Origin of the sequence: Saccharopolyspora spinosa NRRL 18395, from assembly GCF_000194155.1 — a bacterium.
GTDB classification, from domain to species: domain Bacteria; phylum Actinomycetota; class Actinomycetes; order Mycobacteriales; family Pseudonocardiaceae; genus Saccharopolyspora; species Saccharopolyspora spinosa.
Genome location: NZ_GL877879.1, coordinates 1,541,327 through 1,561,587, shown reverse-complemented (window position 1 = coordinate 1,561,587; position 20,261 = coordinate 1,541,327). Strand labels below are relative to the sequence as shown.

Sequence of the window (20,261 nt, the reverse complement as noted above, 5' to 3'; positions counted from 1 at the left end):
GTCCTCTCAGCCCGTGCTTGTCCGCACGCCGGTCCGCGCAGGACCAGAAACGCCCGACAAGCCACGTTGTGCGGGCACAGACCCGGTAGCCGGCACCAGGGTGCCGAGAAGATCGCCGAGAATACTCATTCCGTCGATGGTCAACACCGACTCCGGGTGGAACTGAATCGACCGGAAACCCGGCCCGCACAACGCATGCACCCGCCCTGAATCGGGCTCCCGGCTGATGACGACCGGCCCCGGAAGATCCCGGTGGTACAGGTGGTCGCTACTGGACTTGGCGACGAATGTGTTGTAGAAAGCGACAGTTCTTCGTTCCCCGAGAAGGTCGATGTCGATCTGCTCACCCTGGTTCGGAACTACCTCGGGGACCACGTCCAAGCCCAGCAGTCCGCAGAGGACCTGGTGCCCTAGGCACACCGCGAGAAATCGACGTCGATCGTGAAGGAGCCGCCGGGTGATCCGGCGCAGCGTGGCGATCTTCGGGTCATCGAGCATCCGGGGATCGCCTGGCCCGGGGCCGAGCACGATGAACTCGTCGTCGTCCATCTCGAAAGACTCGTCATAGCTGCGGATGGAGACGGTCAGTCCCAAAGCGGTCAGCTGGTGACCCAACATAGCGGTGAATGTGTCCTCGCCATCGATCACGAGCACGCGACGGCCGACCAGTTCTGGCACCGTGCGCACGTGACCGCGATCCGTTGTCAACCAGAACCGCGCCAAGTTCTTGTTGCGTCCGTCCAGCGCTTTTCGAACCAACGGATTCGCGTCGAGGGACAATCCGCGTTCTCGCTGATGCGGCGCGTCGACTCCGCCCTCGAACGCCGCGAGCATTCCGGCCAACTTCGCTCGGGTCTCAGCGACTTCGGAACCCGGGTCGGAGTGCCGGACGAGCGTCGCGCCGACGCCAGCCCGCAACCGACCATCGCGTTCGATCTCCGCGGTGCGGATGAGGATCGCTGAGTCCAGTGTCTGGTAACCCGCCCCATCGTGACCGATCAGTGCGATTGCCCCGCTGTAGTAACCGCGTCCCGACGGCTCGTACCGCTTGATCACCCGGCAGGCGTTTTCCAGCGGACTTCCGGTGACCGTTGGCGCGAACAACGTTTCCCGTAGAATGTCCCGAACGTCCAGCTTCGTCTGGCCCTCGATCAGGTATTCGGTGTGCGCCAGACGGGCCATCTCCCGCAACCGCGGGCCGACCACGGTGCCACCCCGGTCGCAAATCCTGGCCATCATCTTCAGTTCTTCATCGAGAACCATGTGCAGTTCGTCTTCTTCCTTGCGATCCGCCAGAAAACGCAGCACGTCCTGCGCCGACGGCCCCTCCGGCGGATACCGGTAGGTGCCGCTGATCGGATTCATCACCACCGTGCCCCGATCCAGGCTGACGTGCTTTTCGGGGCTAGCTCCGACGAACGTTCGGGAACCCGTGTGGACCACGAAAGTCCAGTACGTACCCTGCTCCGCAACGAGCAACCGTCTGAACAGACTCAACGCGTCGCGTGGCGAGAAGTCGGCGAGAGTGGCCGTGAACGACCGCCTAATGACGAAGTTCGAGCCAGCGCCGCTGCCGATCTCGTCGCGCAGGACGCTCCGGACGACCTCTGCGTAAGTCTCGTCGTCGGTGTCGAAGCGGGCGTCCTTCAACTCCACCGGCTCGTCAGGTAGTGCGCCCAATGCTTCGGTGACGTTGACCGTTCCTTGCGACCGGACCACCATCTGCAGCATGGGTGCGCCATCATCGACGCATTCGAAGCCGCGTTCGGTTAGCTGTCTATACGGAACGAGCACGAGCAATTCCTGGCGCGCTGGCCCCGTGGAAGATGGTGGGATCCCCAAGTCTTCGATCGAACAGACCTCGGTGACCTCGCCAAGCAGAATCTCGAGACTGTTCCCCATTTCCGGCCGCTGCAGCACGGCGAAGGGGGGCGGGTTCGAAACGAGCAGTTCTTTCAACCCGGCGACTACGCGTTTGGCCATGAAAACTCCTTGACTACGGTCCTACGCGAAACGGCGCGCAGCACGTACTCGCACCGTGCACCCAGTCCTCCAGGGCCGCCAGCGACTGCTTACCGCATCCAAATCTTCCGTTGACGGCATGCAAGATTTCGGCGTCTTGACTCTACATTGCTCGGCGACCGGAACCAACGCCGAAAAAAACAACTACTCGTTTTAGCGGTGTTGCGAGGCTCGTATCTATCGCAACCCGTCGGACGCCAAGACACGGGCTACCCGTTCGAGTAGTGCAACCGAAAAGGGCATTGCGCGCACCCGTAGATGAATTATGTTCGCAGTGAGTTTTCACATTGAGAATCGCTGTCCGGGCGAATCGAGAAAACCGCGCCGAACATCCTCGGCACCTGCGCGATGGGGCCGGGAAACCCACCGTTGAGGAGGCTTCCGTGAGCATACCGCCGATCGGCGCATACCCCATGCCAACAACTAACGATGTGCCGCGCAGCATGGTCGATTGGAACGTTAGCCAGTACCGAGCAGTGTTGCTGATCCACGACATGCAGAACTACTTCTTGGCGAAGTTCCCCGGCGATTCTCCGACCCTGGACTTGGTGCGAAACATCGCGCGCCTGCGTGAGTGTTGTGCAGATCTGGGCATTCCCGTAGCATATACGGCGCAGCCAGGCGGGATGAACAGCAAGCAGCGCGGCCTGCTCAAAGACTTCTGGGGGCCGGGAATGACGGTGGATTCGGCCGACCGCGAAATCGTGGCCGAACTGGCGCCAGCCGACCACGAGCGCGTATTCACGAAGTGGCGATACAGTGCCTTTCACAATTCCGGGTTACTGGATTATCTTCGTGACTGCGGGCGCGACCAGCTCATCGTCTGCGGCGTGTACGCTCACGTCGGTTGCCTAATCACAGCCTGCGACGCGTTCTCCCACGACATCCAACCGTTTCTGGTCTGCGACGCGGTAGCGGACTTCTCCCCGGAGGAGCATCGAATGGCTGTGTCGTACGCCGCGCAACGTTGTGCAGCTGTTCCGACGACAGATCAGGTACTTGCTGCACTCACATCAACTGCTTCCGTGCCGACCGGATGACCGGATTTCGCGTCGCACCGCGTAGCGCTCTTGGCTCGCGAGTTCCACGCGGGAATTTATCCCGAGTTTTCGGAAAATCCGCCTCAGATGGTAGTTGACGGTGTGCGGGGAGAGGAAAACGCGGTGTGCAATCTGACGATTGGTCAATCCTTGGCTGACCAACTCGGCAATGGCACGTTCGGTTTCCGTCAGCTCCGGCGGAATAAATTCCGCCTTGCCGGGCAACCCGTCAGTATTCTTAGCGTTGGCCGAGTCGTTTCGTCCGCTTTCGGCAACGTTTCTGGAGTCGGGCCAGTCGCTGGACCGAACGCCACCACCCAACAAGGCTCTTAGATCTTCTATCGCGGTTTCCCTGGCCCAAGCGTCTCCATATTCGGAGATGACATCCAGCAGTCCATCCAAATTCCGTTCGAAAAGGCTGCGAGCATGCAGCGCACCAGTGGCAACCGCAGGCGTACCGATGTTCGCGTTGGCTACGGCCTGCGCAGCTTCGATCGCCTTGATCGCAATCTTCTCGTCGCCCACGTCCATCGCGACACGTACGAACCACGCGGCAGCACCCGGCTCCTCCACGAACAGGGCGGGTCTGTGCAGCAGGTTGGTATGCAGTAGCGCTTCGATGCTCGACGGATCTTCCTTCGAGGTGTGCACCAGCAGCTGAATCCACTCGTCGCGCGCCGACCGCGCGGCGGAACCCTGCTCGTATGTCGAGGTTTCCCGGCAACGTCGCAGATAGGAACGAGCCAACGCTGCATCGCCGGAACGGAATGCGATCAGCGCGAGAACAGACTCCGCCGAAGGAACCACTCGCCACGTCCCCAATTCGAGTGCGCTGGACAAACATGCCTCGGCAGTCAACCGTGCCGCCGTCTGCCGTCCCGCCCGCAGCAGCAAGCGCGCACGTATCAGGTCAGCTTGTGCTGCGTGCATGGTCAACCCAAACTGGTCGATTTCCGCGCGGGCCTGGCGCAGGATCTTCTCGGCGTCGTCGAACTCGCCCAACTCGCCCAACATCTCGGCCATCATCAGCGGCGGATACCAGCGCCAATCCGCAGATTTCACGGACGCCGCGCAGGTCGCGGCCCGCCTCCCCCAACACAGCGCGCCAGCGACATTGCCGGCCGACCACTCGAGATGTGCCAATCCGGTCAAGGCGATCGCAGTCCGTGCCTGGCCGTGGCATGTCCGGTCCGGTTCCTGCAACACTTTCGAGGCGTGGTCGCTGGCGAAGTCGCCTTGCAGCACTAACGCCAGCATTCGACCTGCTGCGGTGTCGTCGAACGTGGTGGTCGCCAGGTCGGGGACAGCAAGCACTCGGTCGGCGATGGCGATCGCTTCGGCCGTGTGCCCGCTGGTGATCAACGGAGCGATCAGCGTGCATCGGAGCTCTGCCGCTAACCCTTCCGGCACACCGTCATTCAGGGTCGCCTCGGCCAACATGACCGCAGATTCGATCCAGCCTCTGGAGAGCAGTGCTCGCACCGCTGCCACGACTGAGGTGGGCCGATCCGGGTAATGCGAACGTATGGCCGCGTGCGTTGCTGGTTCATGCGATCCCGCCGAAAACGGGGCCTCGTCAACCGTGTGCGAACTGGTTGTCGTCAGAAGCGGGTCGGATTCGAAGGAGTCCGTCAAGCTCCATCGCTCATGGGGCCAGTCCAATCCGTGCACGGCACACGCTCCTCATGTTCTGTTAGTGCTGCAGCCCAGCACCGTCGCTGATCCAGACCAGTGGCGGGTTCTGGGCAGCATTCAGCGAGGCCGGGATCGGAGACTGTCGATCAGCCACCTTAGAGCCATGTGGCAGGGCTCCCTGCGCTTGCTGGTGTCCTGGTGATGTTCTGCGCGTTCACTGTCGCATCGGGACTCTGAGCAGGACCGCCATGTATGCTCGATCGGGCATGAAGAAGTGACCTTTCGTCCCTTGTCGGAGGCTGTACCGGTACGGGCGCCTCGGGGGAACACCTCACTGTGCTTCCCCTCGTAGCGTGGAGACCTGAACCAAGAGGGATGGTTGGGTTGTGGGAGATAAGAGACGCCGGTTTGATCCGGACTTCCGTGCGGGTGCGGTGCGTATCGTGGCCGAGACGGGTAAACCGGTCGCGCAGGTGGGCCGGGATCTGGGGATTATCTGAAGCTCTTTGCTGGGTGTCCTTGACGTGCGACATGGGGGTTGTTCGCGCTGTGATGCGCGTGGTGGAGGTGGTTATCTCCGGCTCGTCCAGTACGTAGATCACGTTGGAGGAGCAAGTGCGCGTTCAGGGCGTGGCGATGCCCGCGTCCCGGGAGTCGTCGTGGACGGTTCTGGGAGACGATGACATCCCGGTCGAGCCGATCGAGCGGTATTTGGCTTACTTGACTGACATTGAGCGGTCCCCAAACACGATCAGGGCGTATGCGTACGACCTGAAGGACTATTGGGTTTTCCTCGCTGTCCGTCGGTTGGATTGGCGGGAGGTGCGGCTGGAGGACATCGGTGAGTACGTCGCCTGGCTGCGGCTGCCTCCGACTGGCCGGGACGGGCAGGTAGCCGTGCTGCCATCGGTTGAGCCGCACGTGACCGCGTCGACGATCAACCGAAAGTTATCGGCGCTGGCGGCGTTTTATGCCTATCAGGTGCGTCACGGGGTCGATCTCGGGGAGTTGCTGACCACGTGGCAGCCGCCCGGCGGGCACCGCAGCGGCTGGAAGCCTTTCCTGCATCACATCTCCAAGAGCAAACCGCAGCCGCGCCGCGCGATCGTGTTGAAGACGCCGACGAAGCTGCCGCGCATTCTCACGGTTGTGCTTGCCGAAAACCATATCCGTGCAGGTCATGCTGCGTGGTGGTACTCGTGAAGGATGCCACCCAGCCGGTCGTGTCGACGGATGTTGAGGGGATCGAGTTGCTCCGGTTTGGCGGTCGGCGCAGGCAAGGGACGTAGCGGGCGGGCGTTCGCGATGCCTTGGTGAGGTCGGTGGGGGTTGTAGAAGTCTTCGAATTCCCGTAGGGCGTGGAGCAGGTGCCGCTGGTTCCAGATCAGTGTGCGGTCCAGGAGTTCGCGGCGGCAGGTCTGCACCCATCTTTCCATGATTGAGGTTATTCTCGGCATCTTGATGCCGCTGAGCACGACCTTGATCCCTGTCTCTGTCAGGACGGTATCGAATAGGGCGGGGAATTTGCCGTCGCGGTCGCGAATCAGGAATCGCGCCCGGTAGTCTGCGTCTTCGAGGTCCATGACGAGATTCTGTGCGGTTTGGGTGACCCGCGCGGCCGTCGGGTGTGCGGTGGTGCCCAGGATCCGGATCCGCCTGGTGGCGTGTTCGATGACGGTGAGGACGTACATCCTTGTACTGGATAGGGTGACGGTTTCGAAGAAGTCACAGGCCGGCAAGGCGTCGGCCTGGGACGCAGGAAGTCCGCCCATGTGCTGGAGTTCCGGTCAGGTGCGGGGTCGATCCCGGCTGCCTGCACGATTTCCCAGACGGTCGAGGCGGCCACTTTCACTTCCAGGACGAGCAGTTCGCCGTGGATTCGGCGGTATCCCCAGCTGGGGTTGTCTTTTGCCAGGCGCAGCATCAAAGCCCGGATAGAGCGAACGACGCGTGGTCGTCCAGGGCGCTTCGGCTTGGAGAGGGTCGCGTGACGGCGTGTGACCAGGTCGCGGTGCCAGCGCAGCACCGTGTCCGGGCGTACCAGCAACCGCAGCCTGCGCAAAAGATTCCTTGGCAGCGGGTACAGAAGCGCCGCCATGATCGCTCGATCAGCTGGGGTGAACCGCACCTTGGCTTGACCGAGTTGACGTTCTGGCACCGTGATCTGATGGCGCAAGGCCAGGATCTCGACGTCCTTGTCCCGGTCGCTCATCGGCAGCAGGCGCGGCATGGCGAACGTGTTTGTCACGCCCAGGTAGGCCAGTCGCAACAGCACAGTCGATCATCATGCCGTGATGCTCGACAGCAGCGAAAGCGTCCGCTCGAGCGACTACGGTCGACCTCCCCCTCCCCCGTGCCCGCCGCTTCTGAACAGGGCGGATGAGGTTTACGGCAAGGGCAGGCTTCGACACCAACATCATGATGGTGGACCTCCGCAGCATGCAGCCAATGACCGCCGATGCCGAGTACCCAAGCCCGAAGGTCCGCAGCAATCTCAAGCTCACGAAGCAGGCCCTCGACCCCGACGACCCGCAGGGAAACCTCCTGCGTGCCACCCGGTCGTCCCTCCTGAACGCAGGCCCGGAGAGCTGGCTGGAGTGGACACAGTACAGCCGAAACGACCGAGTTCACCGCGCTTCCCGCCTCCGCACAAGCATCATGACCCGTGACCGCAAGGTTGCCCGTCCGATGCCGCGCCAGCCCGATCATGCCGAAACTCTCGGCTTCCGCATGGCAAACGACGTCCGCAAGGTCCATCTCACCGAGGACGCGGTCACCACACTCGAGGGCGTCCTCGGGTCGATCAATGCCGCTGTGGTCGGCGTCATGGTCGCCTGCACCAGTCTCTGGATCAGGCGCAGGTCCCAGCCAGACCTCATCGCTCAGCCCGAGCGGCAGTGGACCTCAGCGAAGCCACCCCGGGTGACCACGTTCCCCGGCTACTCACCGGACACGATCTCTATGCAGAAGGACTCGGCCCTCGCAGTCAGCCCGAGCACCGTACGTCTTTTCCAGGCCGCCAAGGTCATGGACGGCGATCATCCGGCGACTACCTGACACCCCGGACGAGCCACTCGACGATCTGCGAGTCCTTAGTCCGGAAAAGGATACGAGGCCGCCAACGAACGGCGCCATGACCGGCCGGAGGGACAGGCCGAAGAGCCACAGCATGACCTCAGTGAGTGTCGGCCCCGCGAGTGTAGGGATCGTTCCGGCGGTTGCTCGGACGTACGTGTCTACCTCCCCGCCGGCGGCGTTGACCACGTGAGCAGGGCGGCTCGGTAACGTAGTGATACTGCGGGAGGGGCAGCTTCGAGGAACTATCGGAGTGGCTACGCGCTCGGGGGCCAACGCACCGAGCCCGTTAACGGGCCTGGTGTCCTAAAGCTTTGAGGACATCGGAGATCCACACTAGTGCGTAGGGCGGAACCGGTTCTCCGCGAGAGAGCAGCTGCGTGAGGTTGTTCCAGGACTCGGAAAGTTGGCCGATGGTCAACTGTTCTGGGTCCGGCTGGGTGTAGATGTCGTAGGCAGCTTCAGGTGGGATCGACCAGAAGTAGTCCTTGTCGAGTTCGACGGTCTCGCCTGCCTGTTGTTGTAGGTTGTCCAGTGCCTGGTTGAGCACCTGGCGTAGGACCTCGACCGACACCACGGACTCGTCGTTGCTCATCGTGCACCTTTGTAGATCTTGTCGATGTTCTCCCGGAACGTCTGGATCTCTTTCTCCAGATGCCTGACACGGCCGTCGATGATCCGCTGGCGGACCTCGTCGTTCGGGGCGTTCTTGAGAATACCTTTGTTATCGTAGGCTTCCGGATCGTGCTTGTAGGCGTCCAGCTTGTCTTCGTGTTCTTTGATGAGTCGTTCGTATGACTCGACGGAACGCCGGTCTGACTGCGATAGCTCTGACGGGTCCTGCGTTGCTTCTTCCGCCGCCGCGTCTGAGTCGTCGGTGTCGACGACTTCGCTGTAATCGTTGCCTGCCGCTTCGGCGCCCAAGCCGGCCATCGCGACCCCGATCATCCCCACGCCGGTTGCGATTCCAGCTGTGGAGACGGCGCCCAGTGGGACTCCGGCGACCGCGCCGACTCCGGTGGCGTCGAGTGCGACACCGGCGGTCTCCCCGGCGGCGCTGACAGCCGTGAGCGCGGCACCGCCCACGACGCCGAGGACCATTTCGGGGTGGTTGAGCGCGGCGTTGCCGAAGGAAGCAACGGCGTTGACCGCGGCGCCGGCGGCGTCGCCAATGATCTCCCCGGCTTGTGCCAGCCAGCTTCTTCCTGGGGCCTTGTCGCGTGCGCTACCGACGACGTCGGCCGCTTGTTCGGCCGCAACCTCGAGCTGGCTGCGAGCGTTGTTGAGGATGTTGCGGGCCTGTTGCCGTTTGGATTCGCCGGGGTCTTGGAAGGGGATGTTGACCGGGCCGGAACCCGGGGGCGCTTGTTGCTCGGCCTGCGAGACCGCGCGGTCGTGCTGTTTCTTGGCGTAGTTGGTTTGGGCCTCGCCTGTATCCCACAGCGCGATCGCTTCTCTGGCTTGCTCTTGTGCCCAAGTCAGGGCCCCGCTGTAGTGCTCCAACGCCTGGGCAGCTTGGTGAAAGCAGTCTCCGGCTTCGAGCCACTTCGTTGGCTCACCGTCGAACGCTGACCGGAACTGCTCGGCTGCCTCGCCTTCCCAGCCTTCGGAGCTGTCGATGCGTTTGAGTCCGTCGCCTGCCTCGTGCAGGCTGTCGCCGTACACCTTCATCGCAGCGGCGGTTTCGCCGACTGCGTCCGGAAAGCCGGGAACGAGGGCCTTGGGGTCAGTGGTGGTTCCGAGTTCGGCTGCCACTACTGCGCCGCCGGATCATCGCCACCACGCTGCAGGATGCCCTCGAAATGCGCTCGGGTGGCTTCGTCGGTGTGCCGGTATGCCTGGACGCAGTGGTCGAGTCGCCCGGAGATCTCTTTAGCGTCCTCGGTCAGGTTGCGGACGCCCTCGTTCCAGCGGTCGCAGAACTCTGCGACGGTCGTGGCTAGCCGGTCGTGGACGAAGGCGTCCGCTGGGCTGTCGATGTCGCTGACCTTGCTCCGGTTCATGGCGTTGATCGCGTCGCGCACGCCTTCCGATGCGTGGGTTAAGGCGGTCAGGTCGACGCGAAAGCCGTCCACGAACAAACTCCGTCCTCGGCTTGTCTCCAGGTCATGGCACACCCTAGCCTGAGTTTCCCCGCTACGTGATTCATCGGCGTGTCTTGCGTTGTGGTGCTTGGGTTTCATACCGGGTTGATGTATTACCTAGATATGCCTTCGATCGTGGGGAAACGCCAGGGTGGGAAGACCTACTACTACCTGGTGGAGTCCGCCAGGGTGGACGGCAAACCACGGATCGTGTCCCAGCAGTACCTGGGCAGCGCCGAGGAAGTGATGGCCAAACTGACCGGGGCATCGGCGGGTGAACCGGTCCGGACCCAGCACAAACGGTTCGGGGACCTTGCCGGGGTCTGGTCGATGCTGGAGCGCCTGGATGTGGCCGGGGTGGTTGATGAGGTCGTGTCGCGCCGCTCGGACGCCACCGCCACGGTCGGGACCTATCTGGCGTTGGCCACGGCGAACCGGATCATGGCTCCGTGTTCCAAGGCCGCGTTCGCTGACTGGTGGGCCACTACGGCCGGTTCACGCTGGGTGAAGATCCCGCACGCGGCGCTGGACCATCGCCGGTTCTGGAAGGCCATGGACAGACTTGGCGAGGACGACCTGCGCCGGATCGAGACCGAACTCGGGCGGCGGATGGTCACCGAGTTCGAGCTGGATGTGTCCGGTCTGGTGCTGGACATGACCAACTTCGCCACGTTCATCGACACCGGCAACGACCGGGCGCCGATCGCGCAGCGCGGCAAGGCCAAGCAGAAACGCACTGACCTGCGCCTGGTCGGGCTGGGCCTGGTGGTGACCCGCGACGCCGGGATCCCGGTGGTGTCCCACGCCTACGGCGGGGACCGCCCGGATGTCACCCAGTTCAGCACCGTCATCGACGAACTGGTGGCCCGCTACCAGGACCTGACCGCACAGGTCGAGTCGCTGACCGTGGTCTACGACGCCGGGCAGAATTCAGCGGCCAACCACGCGCTGGTCGAGGACGCCGGGATCGGGTTCGTCGGGTCGCTGCCGCCCAGCGACCATCCGGGACTGCTCGCGATCCCCAAGACCCGCTACACCCCGGTCGACGAGGACCGGTATCCCGGTGTGCGGTGTGTGGACACCGAAGTCACCGCACTGGGCGTGACCCGGCGTGCCGTGGTGACGTACTCACCGACCCTGCACGCCAAGCAGTCCCGCGGGTTCGACCAGACTCTCGCCAAGGCCCGCCGCCGCCTGGCTGAGTTGCAAGCGAGGCTTGCACGCGGCAGGACCCGCCGGGACCGCACGGCCGTGGAAGACGAGATCGCCGCGATCTGCCGGCCTCGCTGGGTCGGCGAGGTCCTCACCATCTCCCTGACCGGCCACACCCCGGCCGAGTTCCGCTTGGCGTGGCGCACCGACCAGAAAGCCCGCAAACGTCTGGAGAACCGGTTCTTCGGCAAGCGGGTCCTGTTCACCAACCGTACTGAGTGGACCGTCGCAGAGGTGGTCGCCGCCTACCGGTCGCAATCTGAGGTCGAGTCGGGGTTCCGGCAGATGAAAGACCCGCACGTGGTGTCGTTTTCCCCGATGCACCACTGGACCGACTCCAAGATCCGGGTACATGTCTTCTACTGTGTGCTGGCCCTCGCTGTCGCGCATCTGATGCGTCGCCAAGCAGAACACGCGGGCCTGCACCTGTCCGTGCGGGAACTGCTCGACGAACTCGGCGGCATCCAGGAAACCGTCCTGCTCTACCACGACGGCGGCAAAGGCCGCCCCCGCGCACAGCGCATGCTCACCGAGACAACCCCTACCCAGAAACAACTCGCCGAACTGTTCGACATCCACCGCTACGCGCCCACCCGCTGACCAGGCCACCAGCCGGATTAGGTAATACGTCCACCTCACCCGAAAACCCATCCTGGCCAGCACAAACACCACTCAAGAACGGACTAGCGGGGAAACTCCGGCTAGGCGCGCCGAGAACGGGGCACGGCCGGTTGGTGATCATTCGCACGAACGGCGGAGTGCTGGACGCATGCTGGCTGGGGTGTGCGCCAGGACGTGACGGCCAGGCTGATCCGGGAGCGACCCGACCAGCCACAGGGACACCGCGACCTCGCGCCCCCAGGCGCGCGACACCGAGGTCTGAGGCCAGCGGAGGAGGTGAACGAGACACGCAGGTGGACCAGCCGATCGGGGAGAAGACACGATGGTACGGAGAGCAGCACATCACCGTCATCGGTCCCGGGTTCGATGACCCGAGCGCGGCGCGGGAGCGGAGATGACCGTCATCGTCCTCATCGCCGCTCCCGATGGACTGCACGGACACCTCACCCGGTCCCGCGCATACTTGTTGTGGCCTCGTCGGGTCGATCCAGTTGTGGTGACCAGATCCAACCCGACGAGGTTCTTCACGTTCATAAGGGACTCACATCAGTTACAGACACAACTTCTGGCAACCTGCTTAGGCGATCGGCTTGGCCGCACGATCACCGAGGACGATCTTTGGCCGACTGCCAGCAGTGTGACTCGTGATCACGACGCTCTGGACGTGCAATCGTGTGCTGTCTCTGAGCTCCTGCATGAACTTGCTCAGCGCCGTTCCTGGCCCGAAGTCAGCGGACTTACGTTGACGGCGACCGCACTCGACGCGATTCGCCCAGCCCAGGCCCCGCATACCTTGACCAGTGCGTGGATAGCACCACGCCAGCAGGTTTCTGTCCTGCAGACCATGACATCCCACCTACGGGAGATGGACGACAGGCACGGGGGAAGTCTGGTCGCGCTTCGTCTGGTGAAGGAGCAGCTACGCGTTCCCGTGGCGCTGCTGCGGGACGGCTCGCTGCGCTATACCCCGGGTGAACGACAAGCGTTACTGGAGGCCGCCGCGCAGCTGGCGCAGCTGTACGGGTGGCTGAACTTTGATGCCGGCTTCGCTGTTGCTGCGCAGCACGCGTATTTCCGTGGCCTGCGTGCCGCGGCCGAGGTCGGCGACCAGGACGCGTTGATCAACATGCTTGGCATGCTTGCTTACATCTGTGCTTGCAGCGGGCAGGAGCGGGAGGCAGTGCAGCTTGCCGAGCACGCGTGCCTGCTCGCGCGTGGTCGGCCGCTGCTAGTGCGGTCACGAGCCGCTGGGCGCCTCGCGACCGCGTATGCCGCCGCGGGTGACGAACTCCGTCACCGCTGTGCGGCGGAGGAAGCCCGATCCCTGCTGGACCGTGGTCACGCCGATGGACCAACTCACCTGTACTACTACTCCGGCGCCCAGCTCGATGCGGAGATCGGGCAAGCACTGGTCCTACTCGCCGGCAAGGGTTCTGCACGGAGTCGCCGTCTGCACGGTGAGGCCACCGCCGCGCTCGGGCCGCTCGCCGCGTCCGGTCGTGACGTCACTCACCAGCGCAGCGCTACCCTGCACGGCGCCTACCTTGCACTGGCGCACCTCGCGCGCGCCGAGCTCGAAGAGGCAGCCGCAGCGACGGTCACAGCCGGGCAACGGCTCACCGTCGTCGACTCCGGTCGTTGTCATGCACTACTGCGACAAATCCGCAAGGCGTTTGAGCGTCACCGCCGGAATGACTGGGCCAGCACTGCCATTTCGGCACTTGCTGAGGCAGGGTTAGGCCCGTGACGATCACCATCGAGCCCGCCAGTCCCGACAGTGCACCTGCACAGAGGCTGCTCCAGGCACTCCACACTGAGCAGATCGAGCTGTACGGGCATGCCGACCCTGCCGAGGCCGTCATCGCTGAATTCACTCCACCTCACGGGGTCTTCCTGCTCGCCTACTTCGAGAAGGAGCCTGTCGGCTGCGGGGGGATCCGTACCTTCGCTCGCGGCGTCGCCGAGGTGCGCAAGATGTTCGTTCGCCCCGACCAACGCGGGAGCGGCATCGGTCGCAGAATCCTGGCCGATCTGGAGAAGTTCGCTGCGGATCCGGAGTTGATCGGGGCGAAGAGGATCCGGCTCGAAACCGGCATCCGCAACACGAGCGCGATCGGCCTCTACGACTCCACGTTCCTGGGCGCACAGAGGTCAACGTCGCCAGGGAGAAACAGATCGGCTAACCGCCGGTAGCGCCACTGCCAAGGACGAAGATCCTGCACACCACGACACCCACCACGGCAGCTCATAGTTCAAGGAATCCGGCTGCGAACCCCACGGTCCCCCCGGGGGGCACCACCGATGGCAGCGTCGACCCGGGATTCATGGTTGTCCGTTGTGATCCAACTCCACGAGGATGTGCTGGCCCGCGGCGAAACCCTTATCAGCGATCACCATTACTGGGCATGCCTCCTTGGCGCAACCAAGTTCTCCCGACACGCCAGTGCCGAGGGACACGGGCAGGCAAGGGCACGGGTGAGTTTCCAAGCCTGTAGGACAAGAATTTCGTACGCGTTCGATCATCCCGGTGGAGGGTCACTTGCGGTATAAGAAGATTGCCTAGTGGTGTCCCGGCAATCAGCCCGATGAGATTCGACATGCTTCTGTCGGCTTCTCCGAGCGAGCCGGGGACAACTCTGCAGTGGAGATGGTTTCTGGGAAGTTGTGCAAGGTGGTCTTCGCGATCTCGGCAGCCGTGTCTCGCATGGCCTCCAACCGATGACCTGCCTACTGTGTCCTTCAAGGTTCGGTGAGTGAGATTCCTCACGTCCGGGCTCGACGCGAGGCGATGTCACCGCCTGGTGCATAGGAGAATGCCGCCTCGGCAGTGGATGTGGAAGGCTCCCTTGCGAGTGATCAACTCGTGGAGCCGCTGGTGTGCGCGTTCCAGGGTGGCATTGAAAGGCACGCCAGCGGAGTCGGCCCAGGTGCGATAGGACGCCAGGTGGGCAATCACTGGTTCCGGCTCGGTCACGGTGATCATGCCGTTTAGCTCCAACACGCGGATCTCGGTGAAGTAGGGCTGCAACCGGTCCGGCGCATCGTCCAGTGCGAAGCGGTTGCTTAACGAGATCCGTGGTGGTCCCTGGTCAGTGCCGAGGACGTCGGCTGCGGCGGATGCCCAGAGGTCGTCGAGTTCCTTCTTGTCGTCGCGGGCGTTGGTCGAGGCGATGAAGGTGCCTCCGGGGCCGAGCACCCGGGCGATCTCGGAGAGGGTCGTGTTGAGATCGTCGACGTGGTAGAGCATGTGCATTGCTAAGAGCGCCGCGGCACAGCCATCTGCTGCGGGGAGAGCTGCGGCATCCGCGACGACCACGGGCTGTGCTAGACCTGCCAGGATGCCTGCAGAAATGTCCATCCCGACGACGGTGAGATCGGGACGGTGGGCGCGGATGCGGCTTACGTACTTGCCATTTCCACAGCCGACGTCGAGCACCACACCAGCCTCGGTCGGCAGGTGTTCCAAGACGATGCCTGGCAAGTCATGCCGTGGGTGTTGCCAGCTGTATAGGGACTGGCGGGCGGCTAGATGCCGCTCGTCGCTGTACGCGCTTCCGGCCAGGACTGCGCGGCTGGTGGTATCGGGACCGTTCACGCCTGCTCCATCCCCGTGGCGGTAGGCAAGGCTGGCTGGGTTGCACAGAAGGCTGTGATCGCTGACCGCATCTGCTGGCCCTGCGCAGCGTTAGCGTATCGAGAGCGATCGAGGCGCTGGCCAATGTCGGCTGCACGCTTGACGATACTGGCTGTCCGTCGAACCGGCGGGACATCCAACACCGTGTCGAGTTGGTCACGAAGGCCGTCCAGGTCATCCTGCAAGAGGTAGGCGGTGCCAAGGTCGAGTCGGGCCGCGAGTATGTCTCCCGACGAGCGATCAGATGGCGCTGCCGCTTCGTACAGCTCCAACGCCTGTGACGACTCATGCGCAGCCCTGGCCGCCGATGCTCGATCACCTAGGGCAAGCAGTGCGGTTCCGGTATAGACGGCTTGTTTGGCCCTGGGGAATGTGAACACGCCCGCGTCGTCGTCCTTGTCTATGGTGGCGCGGGCCCGATCGGTTCGATCGAGAGCCGCCAGCGTGTTGTCCTTTTCTCCCAGTGCCGCACACGCCCGTGCTTCAAGACTTGGTAGTCGAGCCGCCACCGAACCGTGGGCACAGTAGCCGGCACCGTCACGGGCGAACTCCACGGCAGCAGCCAGATCGCCGTCCCAGTAGGAAATCAAGCTCTGCAGCCCGCGGACCCACGCGCGCATTCCGTTGTGTCCAGCCAGGTCTGCGCAGAGAAAAGCGGTTAGGGCATGGGTGTGTGCCGCGTGATAGTGCCCGAGGTCCAGGCAGATGTGTGAGTGCAGTCCGGCCGCTCGGCTAGCGTCCAGATAGAGCTGCCGCAATTGCGTTGGGGACCGGTTGTTCTGAGCAAGTTGAAAGACTTCAAAGCGCAGCTCGCGGATATCGACGAAGAGTTCTGCCAGAGGCTTGAAAACGTAATTTACGGCAAATTGGTCAATCTCCGCACTGATCTGATCCAAGGTCTGCTGGCTAATCGTCGCCGCCGCGACCTCACGGGCGAAACGCTCCGCATCACGGGCGTCGGCGACGACCGCGATGCCGTCGAGTCGTCCGGCAAGCCCACCGAGCTGAGCCGCGTTGCGGTGCCGTGCACTGCCAGTGTCTGTGACCGTTGCTGTCAGCAACTCTTCCAAACGTTCCAGCGAGACGCCGAGTGCTCCTGCTATCTGGGAGCGGCGCCACGGCTGAGGTGTCAGCGTGCCTCGTTCCCATCGACCAACGGTGGACAGCTCCACACCGAGCCTGGTCGCGAAGCCTTCCTGCGTAAAGCCCATCGCCTCGCGACGGGCGGCAAATTCCTCACGCCGCTTCGCCACGGCTACCTCCCCCGAGCATGAACGTCCCCACCATAGCGGGTCACTATTAGTGCGGTTCACTCCCTTTAGGGTGGACACCCGTTTGGCCTACTGGCGCTGTATCGCGGGGCAAGTCATAACTCTTAGCGGTCAAAGGGTTGGTAGATGGACACGTCGGGAAATAATCCAGACCGTCCCTGTCCGTTTTCCCAGGAAAGTGCTCGCGATCGCTCCGGTGGCTGAACGTTGATGCGGCTTGAAGCGCCAGTGAACCCCGCGGTCGACGGTTACGGCCGGTTTGTGCTGCTCGCGAGAGATGACGCCGCGTCAGCGCCTCATTTTCGCCCTACGCGCGCTCTGGTGAGTCGGGCCGACTGACGATCTACTGTGCTTCGAATAGCGCTCGGCGGCCCTGTCATTGCCCCCCGACCTTTGGCAGGGCCGTCGATTCAATCCGAGGAAGCGATACGCAGGTGACATCCACTGGCGGGCACACGCCGCACATAGCCGCGATCCGGCCCAGCATGGACCGAACCTCCGACGGCCGAGCGGTCTGTGGGTGCCAGGTGAGAGGTAGTGCCGGACGCGGCGGAGGCGTGGCCCGCGCTGTTCATCGGATACCTGATCCATTGCGTGCGCCCCGCCAAGGCATGTCGACTCTACGCCGCTGGACATCGCTTTGCTTTAGCGGCCACGACCGCAGCGTGGCCATCGCGATCCGGTTTGCCGAGGCGTTCGAGCGTGCCGGAACACCCACGTTCGTCAAGCACCTTTCGTTCGTGCCGGGGGCCGCGACGATCCGACGCCTGGTGGCGCTGCTACGCCGCAAGAAGAACTGCGACGCCCGCTGGGCTCGATCGCTGGAGGCTCCCGGTGGTGGATGACCCCTACGAGAAGGTCGCGGTGGCGCGGCATCGGACGGCAGCGGTGCGGTATCTGACGATGGTCATCAGCGGCGACGAGCACGACCAGCGAGCGCGCCGCACGGCCCGGATTGGAGAGCACCGCGCGAACACGGGGTTGCCGCGCCCGATCTTTCTCGGCGACTATGCGCGCCTGCTCCTGCCGGTGCACACCACGACCGAGCACTACGAGCTGATGAAACTGTGGCACGCCAACCGCCTCACCCTTGGCCAACTGATCGCCGGGAGTGACGAAGGCGTGGCGATGGCAGCCGTTCTGGACCGTCCTTGGGCGGTGATCGACCGGTGAGCCGGTTACGGCAGGCTGCCCACGCTCTGCGGGCCGTGGCACTCCAGCTCCCACCCAGCACGATCGTCCTGCTCGACGACGAGTTGGAAGCGTGCCTGGCACTGGTGTCGGAGGTGCTGACCACCAGCACCCGGCACGACGAGATCTTGGGGGAACTGGGACAGCTCCGTACCTCGCTGATCGGGGAACTCAACGAGCTGTCAGGGATGGCGAAACAAGCCCTTGAGGACAAAGCGGCTGAGTTGGTCACACAGGACCGTGCGAGCGAGGCTCCGGCTCCCGTAACTCCCACACTCGGGCCGAAGGCCGAGCGGTTGCAGGGGCAGAAGCTTCCCCGGACCAACAACCGGGATGTGAACGCGGCGATCTCGGCGACGTCGGGGTCGCCGTGGGTGGTGGCGAAGCAGGGAAACAACCAAATCGCGTTCCTCGGCCCGAACGGAGAGGTCGAGCGGTTGCCGAGCACCCCGAGCACGGGGACCACCATGTGGCGAGCACGCAGGTTGATCGAACTGATTGAACGGAGCAAGCAGAAGTGACCGAGGAAAACCACGAACAGCCCGAGCAGCCCGAACCGTCGAACTGGGTTGCGATCATCACCGGTGAACCGACGTTGGATGACGCGCGGCTGCTTGCTTTCGCGACGGCGAGCGCGACCGATGGAGTGCCTGCGCGGGACGAGAAGAACCCGCCCGGCGATGCGGTCTTCGTGATGCTGACCCAGCGCTACCCCGGTGCGGACCGGGAGCTGCTGGAGAACATCTCCGACGCCTGGTTCGTCCATTCTGGACTGTACCCGGCGCTGGCGACCTTCGACCTCGAGGCGACGACGGTGACGTTCTTCAAGGCGGTGTCGGTCCGCGACTTCCACCACGCGGAGCGGATCACCTGGGAAGGCATTCGCCGGGCGCTGGAGGCCGTCGAGCTGGGCAAGGTCGTGCCGGTCGACGGCTACGTGGCCGACGTGTCCCGCGAGCGGGACTGGTGGCCGAAGGAAGACGGCAAGTGACCAGCGTCGAAGACCTCATCCAGTCGCTCGCGACGGCGCAGCAATCGCTGCCGTTCCCTGCAGCCGAGGCATACCGCGACGAACTGGAGGTTATCGGGCAGCAGGCCGCCGCCGCGTTGCGCACGAGCAAGGACGAGGCGGCGATCACTGGGGTGATCGAGCACGCCCGCGTGCACGGAGGCACGGTGATCACTGCGCACCTGGACCGGATGAGCGGGGTAATCGGATCAGCTTCGACGACCTGGTAAAGGCCTCGCCCCCGCGACCTGGCTGATGACCGATCGAAAACCGCCAGCACTGCGGCTGGCCAGGTTGGATCTTCCCCCGCGACCGCGACGACGCGCTTGACGGAGTGCAGGCGCATTGGCGGGAGCAGCCTCCTGAGCAGCCCCATGTCGACGCCTTCATCCGCAGCGGGTACGCCCACGCGGTCACACGGTGGCTCGCCGTCCCCGCCGATCCCATCGACGGCACTGATCACCCCGTGGCGGTTCGGGATCAGCGACGGATGGGCCAGCAGGATCTGCGCGAGCTGGGCGAGGCCGCCGATCAAGCCCGCGTATGGGATGCACAGTTCGGGGGCGGCGACTGGCGCGTGTCGTCGGTGACACAGTGCCTCCGCGACCGCGCGATCCCGCTGCTGGTCGGCTCACACACCGATGGCGTCGGGCGGCGGCTGTTGGTGATCAGCGCCGAGCTCTCCCGCGTGGTGGCCTGGGCTGCCTTCGACAGCGGCCACAGCGGCACCGCCCAGCAGCACTTCATCCAGGCGCTCCGACTGGCCCGCGCATCCGGCGACGTGGAGGCGGGCTCCTACATTCTGTCGACGATGGCCGTGCACTCCATGCTGGAAGGCGAACCGGATCAGGCACTCGACATGGCGCACGGGGCATTCCACCACGGTCGGGGGCGTGCGTCGCGGCGCGTGCTGGCGTTCGCCAAACTCGCCGAAGCCCGCGCACATGGCTGCCTCGGCGACGCCAACTCAGCCTCTACCGCGCTGAGCCGGGCAGAACGGTTGCTCGACACAGTCCAGCCCACCAGCGATCCACCCTGGCTGTCCTACGTCACGCATTCACGTCTCGCCGCCGACGCCACGGAGATCTTCCGTGACCTCCGGAATCCGGCAGCGGCGTTGCGCTGGAGCAAACAGGCCACCGACATGACCGCCGACCGCAACCCCCGCGCCGTCGGACTGCGCCTGGCCGTCGTGGCCACCGCCCACTGCCAAGCTCGAGATCTCGACCGAGCCCTCGACTGCGGGCACCAGGCCCTGTACACCCTGGCCCGGGTTTCGTCGGCCCGTGCCGGCCGCGCTCTGCACAGCGTGGCCTCTGCCCTGGCTGCGTTCGACGATCCGCGAGTACACGACTTCACGAGCTTGCTGCACCACCAACGCACCCTCACTCCGGCGAACGCGACTGTCCGATAAGGAGACATCCGGCTCGGCGACGCCAGCCATCGCCGGGTCAGCGAGTACGGTCG

22 protein-coding genes are annotated in these 20,261 nt (G+C 64.1%); 13 read left to right on the top strand and 9 right to left on the bottom strand.

Annotated features, from left to right (window positions below):
- Window positions 1–6: 6 nt before the first annotated feature.
- Window positions 7–1,983, bottom strand: coding sequence for a phenazine-specific anthranilate synthase component I (locus SSPN_RS0126310; protein WP_010310913.1), 1,977 nt, complete (start codon window positions 1,981–1,983; stop codon window positions 7–9).
- A 422-nt stretch (window positions 1,984–2,405) separates the two neighbouring features.
- Between SSPN_RS0126310 and SSPN_RS0126305 the strand changes: the two genes are divergently transcribed.
- Window positions 2,406–3,062, top strand: coding sequence for an isochorismatase family protein (locus tag SSPN_RS0126305; protein WP_029535734.1), 657 nt, complete (start codon window positions 2,406–2,408; stop codon window positions 3,060–3,062).
- On the opposite strand, the gene SSPN_RS60350 is transcribed toward SSPN_RS0126305, so the two are convergent.
- Window positions 3,036–4,544: a LuxR family transcriptional regulator gene (locus SSPN_RS60350; RefSeq protein WP_143539705.1), complete on the bottom strand. Its 1,509-nt coding sequence runs from the start codon at window positions 4,542–4,544 to the stop codon at window positions 3,036–3,038. The genes SSPN_RS0126305 and SSPN_RS60350 overlap by 27 nt on opposite strands.
- Before the next feature lie 539 nt (window positions 4,545–5,083).
- Here SSPN_RS60350 and SSPN_RS62945 point away from each other — a divergent pair.
- Both SSPN_RS62945 and SSPN_RS45835 read left to right on the top strand, forming a co-directional pair.
- Window positions 5,084–5,197: a transposase gene (locus SSPN_RS62945; protein ID WP_083822118.1), complete on the top strand. Its 114-nt coding sequence runs from the start codon at window positions 5,084–5,086 to the stop codon at window positions 5,195–5,197.
- Between the two features lie 103 nt (window positions 5,198–5,300).
- On the top strand, window positions 5,301–5,900 hold the full coding sequence (locus SSPN_RS45835; RefSeq protein WP_237710733.1) for a site-specific integrase: 600 nt from the start codon (window positions 5,301–5,303) through the stop codon (window positions 5,898–5,900).
- On the opposite strand, the gene SSPN_RS60345 is transcribed toward SSPN_RS45835, so the two are convergent.
- Both SSPN_RS60345 and SSPN_RS51950 read right to left on the bottom strand, forming a co-directional pair.
- Window positions 5,876–6,280 carry an integrase core domain-containing protein gene (locus tag SSPN_RS60345; protein WP_237710732.1) on the bottom strand — a complete coding sequence of 135 codons (405 nt, stop codon included), beginning with the start codon at window positions 6,278–6,280 and terminating at the stop codon, window positions 5,876–5,878. The two genes, SSPN_RS45835 and SSPN_RS60345, sit on opposite strands and share 25 nt — an antisense overlap.
- Window positions 6,241–6,972: a helix-turn-helix domain-containing protein gene (locus SSPN_RS51950; RefSeq protein ID WP_237710731.1), complete on the bottom strand. Its 732-nt coding sequence runs from the start codon at window positions 6,970–6,972 to the stop codon at window positions 6,241–6,243. The genes SSPN_RS60345 and SSPN_RS51950 overlap by 40 nt, the downstream gene beginning before the upstream one ends.
- A 173-nt stretch (window positions 6,973–7,145) precedes the next feature.
- Here SSPN_RS51950 and SSPN_RS0126285 point away from each other — a divergent pair, with 173 nt between their 5' ends.
- Entirely contained in the window at window positions 7,146–7,754 is a 609-nt protein-coding gene (locus SSPN_RS0126285) for a hypothetical protein (protein WP_143539704.1), read from the top strand.
- A gap of 307 nt (window positions 7,755–8,061) precedes the next feature.
- Here the strand turns inward: SSPN_RS0126285 and SSPN_RS0126280 are convergent, their stop codons facing one another.
- Genes SSPN_RS0126280 through SSPN_RS0126270 form a run of 3 tightly spaced genes read right to left on the bottom strand, consistent with a single transcriptional unit; the run spans window position 8,062 to window position 9,847 of the window.
- Window positions 8,062–8,367, bottom strand: a complete 306-nt coding sequence (locus tag SSPN_RS0126280) for a hypothetical protein (RefSeq protein ID WP_010310901.1) — start codon at window positions 8,365–8,367, stop codon at window positions 8,062–8,064.
- On the bottom strand, window positions 8,364–9,527 hold the full coding sequence (locus SSPN_RS0126275; protein ID WP_010310898.1) for a putative T7SS-secreted protein: 1,164 nt from the start codon (window positions 9,525–9,527) through the stop codon (window positions 8,364–8,366). Before SSPN_RS0126275 ends, SSPN_RS0126280 begins: the two co-directional genes overlap by 4 nt.
- Window positions 9,527–9,847: a hypothetical protein gene (locus SSPN_RS0126270; protein ID WP_044575641.1), complete on the bottom strand. Its 321-nt coding sequence runs from the start codon at window positions 9,845–9,847 to the stop codon at window positions 9,527–9,529. Before SSPN_RS0126270 ends, SSPN_RS0126275 begins: the two co-directional genes overlap by 1 nt.
- Window positions 9,848–9,979: 132 nt before the next feature.
- On the opposite strand from SSPN_RS0126270, the gene SSPN_RS0126265 reads away from it, so the two are divergent.
- From SSPN_RS0126265 to SSPN_RS0126250, 3 genes are all read left to right on the top strand, one after another.
- Window positions 9,980–11,668, top strand: a complete 1,689-nt coding sequence (locus SSPN_RS0126265) for an IS1634 family transposase (RefSeq protein ID WP_010307527.1) — start codon at window positions 9,980–9,982, stop codon at window positions 11,666–11,668.
- Between the two features lie 415 nt (window positions 11,669–12,083).
- Window positions 12,084–13,436 carry an NsdA family TPR-like regulatory protein gene (locus SSPN_RS0126255; protein WP_044574953.1) on the top strand — a complete coding sequence of 451 codons (1,353 nt, stop codon included), beginning with the start codon at window positions 12,084–12,086 and terminating at the stop codon, window positions 13,434–13,436.
- Window positions 13,433–13,882: a GNAT family N-acetyltransferase gene (locus tag SSPN_RS0126250; protein WP_010310889.1), complete on the top strand. Its 450-nt coding sequence runs from the start codon at window positions 13,433–13,435 to the stop codon at window positions 13,880–13,882. The genes SSPN_RS0126255 and SSPN_RS0126250 overlap by 4 nt, the downstream gene beginning before the upstream one ends.
- A gap of 598 nt (window positions 13,883–14,480) precedes the next feature.
- On the opposite strand, the gene SSPN_RS0126245 is transcribed toward SSPN_RS0126250, so the two are convergent.
- Complete coding sequence (locus tag SSPN_RS0126245) at window positions 14,481–15,128, bottom strand: class I SAM-dependent methyltransferase (RefSeq protein ID WP_237710730.1); 648 nt, start codon at window positions 15,126–15,128, stop codon at window positions 14,481–14,483.
- A 152-nt stretch (window positions 15,129–15,280) separates the two neighbouring features.
- The gene (locus SSPN_RS45830) at window positions 15,281–16,576 is read right to left on the bottom strand and encodes a helix-turn-helix domain-containing protein (protein ID WP_049887665.1); all 1,296 of its coding nucleotides are present in this window, start codon (window positions 16,574–16,576) and stop codon (window positions 15,281–15,283) included.
- A gap of 683 nt (window positions 16,577–17,259) precedes the next feature.
- Between SSPN_RS45830 and SSPN_RS0126230 the strand changes: the two genes are divergently transcribed.
- From SSPN_RS0126230 to SSPN_RS0126205, 6 genes are all read left to right on the top strand, one after another.
- The gene (locus SSPN_RS0126230) at window positions 17,260–17,439 is read left to right on the top strand and encodes a hypothetical protein (protein WP_010310882.1); all 180 of its coding nucleotides are present in this window, start codon (window positions 17,260–17,262) and stop codon (window positions 17,437–17,439) included.
- On the top strand, window positions 17,429–17,767 hold the full coding sequence (locus tag SSPN_RS0126225) for a hypothetical protein (RefSeq protein WP_010310880.1): 339 nt from the start codon (window positions 17,429–17,431) through the stop codon (window positions 17,765–17,767). The genes SSPN_RS0126230 and SSPN_RS0126225 overlap by 11 nt, the downstream gene beginning before the upstream one ends.
- Window positions 17,764–18,306, top strand: coding sequence for a hypothetical protein (locus SSPN_RS0126220; RefSeq protein ID WP_143539703.1), 543 nt, complete (start codon window positions 17,764–17,766; stop codon window positions 18,304–18,306). Before SSPN_RS0126225 ends, SSPN_RS0126220 begins: the two co-directional genes overlap by 4 nt.
- Window positions 18,303–18,776, top strand: a complete 474-nt coding sequence (locus SSPN_RS0126215) for a hypothetical protein (protein WP_010310875.1) — start codon at window positions 18,303–18,305, stop codon at window positions 18,774–18,776. Before SSPN_RS0126220 ends, SSPN_RS0126215 begins: the two co-directional genes overlap by 4 nt.
- On the top strand, window positions 18,773–19,024 hold the full coding sequence (locus SSPN_RS0126210; protein WP_010310873.1) for a hypothetical protein: 252 nt from the start codon (window positions 18,773–18,775) through the stop codon (window positions 19,022–19,024). Before SSPN_RS0126215 ends, SSPN_RS0126210 begins: the two co-directional genes overlap by 4 nt.
- Window positions 19,025–19,284: 260 nt before the next feature.
- Window positions 19,285–20,208: an NsdA family TPR-like regulatory protein gene (locus SSPN_RS0126205; RefSeq protein ID WP_143539702.1), complete on the top strand. Its 924-nt coding sequence runs from the start codon at window positions 19,285–19,287 to the stop codon at window positions 20,206–20,208.
- Window positions 20,209–20,261: the final 53 nt, after the last annotated feature.

Coding starts and splice junctions, on each gene's coding strand:
- SSPN_RS0126310 (WP_010310913.1), bottom strand. CDS start 1,983: ATGGCCAAACGCGTAGTCGCCGGGTTGAAAGAACTGCTCGTTTCGAAC.
- SSPN_RS60345 (WP_237710732.1), bottom strand. CDS start 6,280: ATGGACCTCGAAGACGCAGACTACCGGGCGCGATTCCTGATTCGCGAC.
- SSPN_RS0126285 (WP_143539704.1), top strand. CDS start 7,146: ATGACCGCCGATGCCGAGTACCCAAGCCCGAAGGTCCGCAGCAATCTC.
- SSPN_RS0126280 (WP_010310901.1), bottom strand. CDS start 8,367: ATGAGCAACGACGAGTCCGTGGTGTCGGTCGAGGTCCTACGCCAGGTG.
- SSPN_RS0126265 (WP_010307527.1), top strand. CDS start 9,980: ATGCCTTCGATCGTGGGGAAACGCCAGGGTGGGAAGACCTACTACTAC.
- SSPN_RS0126255 (WP_044574953.1), top strand. CDS start 12,084: ATGACCGTCATCGTCCTCATCGCCGCTCCCGATGGACTGCACGGACAC.
- SSPN_RS0126205 (WP_143539702.1), top strand. CDS start 19,285: ATGGGCCAGCAGGATCTGCGCGAGCTGGGCGAGGCCGCCGATCAAGCC.